This window comes from Microbacterium sp. (assembly GCF_035277845.1).
Taxonomy (GTDB): Bacteria; Actinomycetota; Actinomycetes; order Actinomycetales; family Microbacteriaceae; genus Microbacterium.
In genome coordinates this window covers 1-4800 of sequence record NZ_DATEJS010000181.1, presented here as the reverse complement: position 1 = coordinate 4800, position 4800 = coordinate 1, and the positions used below count along the sequence as shown (strand labels likewise).

General features: G+C 69.1%; 3 protein-coding genes and 1 riboswitch. Of the genes, 2 read left to right on the top strand and 1 reads right to left on the bottom strand.

The window, feature by feature from the left end; all coding sequences use genetic code 11:
* A partial coding sequence (locus tag VJR25_RS07805; protein ID WP_324114270.1) for an HAD-IC family P-type ATPase occupies positions 1-2335 on the bottom strand: 2335 nt, incomplete at its 3' end.
* A 236-nt stretch (positions 2336-2571) separates the two neighbouring features.
* Between VJR25_RS07805 and VJR25_RS07800 the strand changes: the two genes are divergently transcribed.
* Together VJR25_RS07800 and VJR25_RS07795 are read left to right on the top strand one after the other, a co-directional pair.
* Positions 2572-2958 (top strand): DUF805 domain-containing protein, encoded by a 387-nt coding sequence (locus tag VJR25_RS07800; protein ID WP_324114268.1) that lies wholly within the window; start codon positions 2572-2574, stop codon positions 2956-2958.
* 26 nt (positions 2959-2984) lie between these two features.
* Positions 2985-4628 (top strand): AarF/ABC1/UbiB kinase family protein, encoded by a 1644-nt coding sequence (locus tag VJR25_RS07795; RefSeq protein WP_324114266.1) that lies wholly within the window; start codon positions 2985-2987, stop codon positions 4626-4628.
* A 48-nt stretch (positions 4629-4676) separates the two neighbouring features.
* Positions 4677-4785, top strand: a riboswitch (TPP riboswitch).
* The last annotated feature ends 15 nt before the right edge of the window (positions 4786-4800 follow it).

Sequence of the window (4800 nt, the reverse complement as noted above, 5' to 3'; positions counted from 1 at the left end):
ATGCGGCGGCGAGCGCGGACAAGGCGATTCCCGCGACGCCGGCGATGCCGGCGACGAGCATCGTCTGGGCGGACGTGAGCGGAACCATTGCGAAGAAGTCCCGTGCGGGCGGAATCGATGCGGCTGCGGTGAGAAGGCCGAGCATCGCGATGACGACGACCACCTTGTACGCGCTGAGGGGACGGGCGACTTCCGTCAGTATCCAGATGCCCATGACGCCGAGCAGCACTGTCGTGCTCATACGCAGCGCGGACGCCGCCGGTGCGGACGCGCCCGCGATCACGCTGTGGGCCGTCAGGGCTGCGGCGATGAGCAGGCCCGCCGGCGTCGCGAATCGGAGCACCCGCACGAGGAAGCCCGGACGATAGCGCGTGGTGTTCGGCAGGAAGGCGAGCAGCAGGGCCGGGATGCCGATCGTCACGCCGTCGGTGAGGGACAGCTGGCGAGGAAGGAACGGGAAGGGCAGCACGATCAGTCCGCACACGATGGCGAGAGTGGTCGCATAGACGGTCTTGGTGAGGAACAGCACGGCGAGTCGCTCGACGTTCGCGATGACGCGGCGCCCCTCGGCGACCACCGACGGCAAGCGCGAGAATCGGCCGTCGAGGAGGACGACTCGGGCCGCCGCTCGGGTCGCGGCGGAACCCGAGCTCATCGCGATCCCGAGATCGGCCGCCCTGACGGCGAGCACGTCGTTCACTCCGTCCCCGATCATCGCGACAGTGCGTCCGCGCCGCTGCAATGCGCGCACGATCGTCTCCTTCTCACGTGGACCCACACGTCCGAACACCGTGGTCCCCTCCAGCAGCCCGTCGAACCGCTCTCCCTCGAGCGACAGTGAGCGGGCGTCCACCCCGATGCCCACCTCGATTCCCGCCCGGCGGGCGATGGCCGCGACGGTGCGGGGATCGTCGCCCGACACGAGCAGCAGACTGACGTGCTCGTCGCGAAAGTACGCGAGCGTCTCACGGGCGTCGTCCCGGACCTCTTCGGCCAGGGCCAGCACGGCGACCGGGATCAATCCGGCGGGCAGCGCGTCGTCGTCGCGAAGCGGGATGTCGGTGTGGGCCAGGACGACCACGCGCCGACCCTCGGAGGTCTCTGCCTCGATGATCGGCTGGACGGGCGCGGTGACCTCCGCGCCCGCAGACAGCACGGTCTCCGCGGCGCCGAGCACCCAGGTGCCGGCCGGGCCCGCCGCGAAAGAGGCCGCCGACCAGCGTCGCGCCGACGAGAACGCGAGCACATGCGCGGGCTCGGCCGTCGTGCGTCTGCTGAACGCGGCCGCAAGACAGCGGGCGGTCGCGTTGGCATCGTCCGACGAGGCGAACCAGGCGACAGCCTCCCGCCACCCCGGGACATCGCGGAGGATGTGCGTGGCGACCAGGCTGATGCCTCCCGTGGTGAGTGTCCCGGTCTTGTCGAGACAGATCACGTCGACGCGGGCGAGGGTCTCGACCGCGGGGAGGTCGTTGACCAGCACCTGCTCGTCGGCGAGACGGAATGCCGCCTGGGCGAAGGCGAGCGACGTCACGAGGACGAGGCCCAACGGGATCATCGCGACCACCGCCGCGATGGTGCCGACGAGCGGTTGGACCCACGCACCGGTCGCCCAGACCGTGCTCCAGCCTCCGGCCACCTCGACCTGGGCGTTGAGCACGAGCGCCCCGACGGGGATGATCGCCCAGCCCGACCAGGTGAGAAGGCGATCGATCGATGAGCGCAGTTCGCTGCCGGCGGGCACGTATCGTCCGGCCCCTGCGGCGAGGGCGTTCGCGAACGAGTCCGCGCCGAGCCGTGTGACGCGGACGACGGCCTCTCCCGCGACGACGACCGACCCGGAGATCACCTCGTCGTCGACGGACCTGTTCAGGGAATCCGCCTCGCCGGTCAGCATCGACTCGTCCACCTGCAACGATCGCGACGAGACCACGATGCCGTCCACCGGCGCCTGGTCGCCCCGACGCAGAACGAGAAGATCATCCAGCACGACCTCTGTGCGGTCGATGACGATGTCCTTCCCATCCCGCCGCACACGGGCCCGTGGCGCGGTGAGCACCGCGAGTCGGTCCAGCGCCCTCTTCGCGCGATACTCCTGGGCGAAACCGATCAGCGCATTGCCCAGGGCGATCCCGCCGAACAATGCGTCCTGCCACCGGCCGAGCAGCAGAAGGGCGAAGAAGCACGCGCCCACCACGGCATTGAACCGGGTGAGCACATTGGTTCTCACGATCGTCCACAGGGTGCGGCTGGTCGCCGGGCTGAACGCGTTCGTCTGTCCGCGGGCCACCCGCTCCGCGACCTGTGCGGCGGTCAGCCCTTCGAGGTCCGTCACGGAGCCCGCCTCCCTCTCGCGTGCATTCAGCATCTGCGGTATCTGCGGACGACGGCGGGACCAAGGTCACATCCTCCGCCGCGCGGGTCGGCGTCACCCGACGACGGTCACGGGACCTTCGACCCGGGCGGGGCGCGCCGCCGGTTCGAGGCTGGGTGAAGGGCCGGCATCGACGACCAGGCGAGGTGATGAACGCGCCTCGCGTCTCGAGCCGCCGCAGCGCAAAGGAGAACGACATGACATTCCCGCAATCGATCGCGACCGTCTTCCGCAAGTACGCCGAGTTCGGCGGCACCGCGACTCGACCCGAATTCTGGTGGTGGGTGCTGTTCACGGCACTGGTGAATGCCGCACTCAGCTCGCTGAGCGTCTGGCAGACGACGGCGAGCGGGATGCTTCCGGCGGGTCCGAGCCTCACCGGTCTGTGGAGCGTGGCTGTGCTTGTGCCGACCCTGGCGGTGACCGTGCGCCGTCTCCGCGCCGCAGGCTACTCGTGGGGGAACCTGTTCTGGCTTCTGCTCCCCGTGGCCGGGCTCATCGTCCTGATCGTGCTGTGCGCGCAGCCCGATCGGCGGACGGCGGCCTCCGAGCGCGACGCCGCATCCAGTTCGAAAGCCGGATGAACACGAGTCTCGCGGAGGCACGGACCATGGTGACGATGCACATCGGACGCTACCGGGAGATCGCCGAGACGCTCGCGCGTCACGGCCTCGGGTACATGCTGGAGGCGACCGGGCTGGGGCGGCCGTCCCCAGACACACCGGCCGCCGCACCTCGCCAGCCGCAGCCGGTCGCTGCTCGGCACCTCCGCGAGGCGCTCGAAGAGCTCGGCCCGACTTTCGTCAAGTTCGGCCAGCTGCTTTCGACGCGCCCGGACCTTCTGCCCGAGCCTTACATCGTGGAACTCGTCAAGCTGCAGGACAGCGCGCCGAGCGTGACGATCGCCGTCGTCGAGGAGACGATCCGGAATGAGCTGGGTCAGGACCCATCGGAGTGCTTCGCCTGGTTCGACAGCGCGCCGCTTGCGTCCGCGTCCATCGGGCAAGCCCACGCCGCCCGGCGTCCAGACGGAACCGAGGTGGTGGTGAAGGTACGACGACCCGACGCCGTGGCGCAGGTGCACGAGGACCTCGACATCCTCCGCACGCTCGCCGAACGCGCAACCCGGACGTGGGACTTCGCCCGAAGGCTCGACCTGAACGGCGTGATCCGGGAGTTCTCGCAGACGCTCCTCGCCGAGCTCGACTATCTGCACGAGGCACGCAATGCCGAGCGATTCGCGGCGAACTTCGCCCACCGCCCGGACGCGATCGTCCCCCGCATCTTCTGGGACACGACGACGGCGCGGGTGCTCACCCTCGAACGCCTCCGCGGCCTGAAGATCACCGACGTCGACGCATTGGACAGCGCCGGCATCGACCGGGTCCGGCTCGCCCAGACGGGTTCGCGCATCATGCTTCAGATGATCTTCGAAGACCGCTTCTTCCATGCCGATCCTCATCCCGGCAATCTCCTCGTCCAGCCGGACGGGTCGATCGGGCTGATCGATTTCGGGATGGTCGGCGAGCTTCGCGAGGAACTCGCGGACGCACTGACCGATTTCCTGGTCGCATTCACCCTCCGAAGCGCGGAAGGGTTGGTGGACGCGGTCCTCGATCTGTCCGTGGTGCGCGCCGCCGTCGACCATGATGAACTGCGTGCGGCCATGACGTCGTTCATCGCCGACTACGAGGGGCACTCGCTGCGTGAGCTCGGCTTCGCGCGCCTGGTGTCGCGCATGCTGGGCATACTGCGCGAGCAGGGGCTGCGCCTCCCGCGCGAAGTGCCGCTCGTGCTCAAGGTGCTGATCACGGTCGAGGGCATCGGCCTGCAGCTGGACCCCGAGTTCGACATCTTCGGGGTGCTGACCCCCTATGTGCAGCGCATCCTCCATCGCCGGCTGACCATGACCTCGATCTCGCGGCGGCTCATCCAGGCGGCATCCGACGGGGGCGAGCTGCTGCTGGAGCTGCCGGTGCGCCTGCGCCGGATCCTGGATGCCGCCGATCGCACGGGCTTCGACGTGCATCTGCGCGCCGCGGAGCTGGAGCCGCTGATGCGCCGCACGGAGCGCGTCGGGAATCGCCTCGTCGCCGGGATCATCGCCGCGGCGCTCATCATGGGCATCGGGGAGGTCGTTCCCACCGAGGAACGCTGGCGATCGTCGAAGCGGGGGCTGCTGGGGGCGGGAGCAGCGGTCATCGGATCGCTGGCGGGGTACCTGATCCTGACAGCTCGGCGACGGGGGCGGTGACGATCAGAGCCACGAGCCGGGTATGGCGGATTCGTGTTGTAGGGTTTCGGGTATCCACACGGGAGCCCTCGCAAGGGCTGAGATCGGGCTGACGCGGCCTGCGACCGTTCGAACCTGTCCGGGTAATGCCGGCGAAGGAAGTAGGAGTCTCCCCATGGGAACTTTCCGTTCT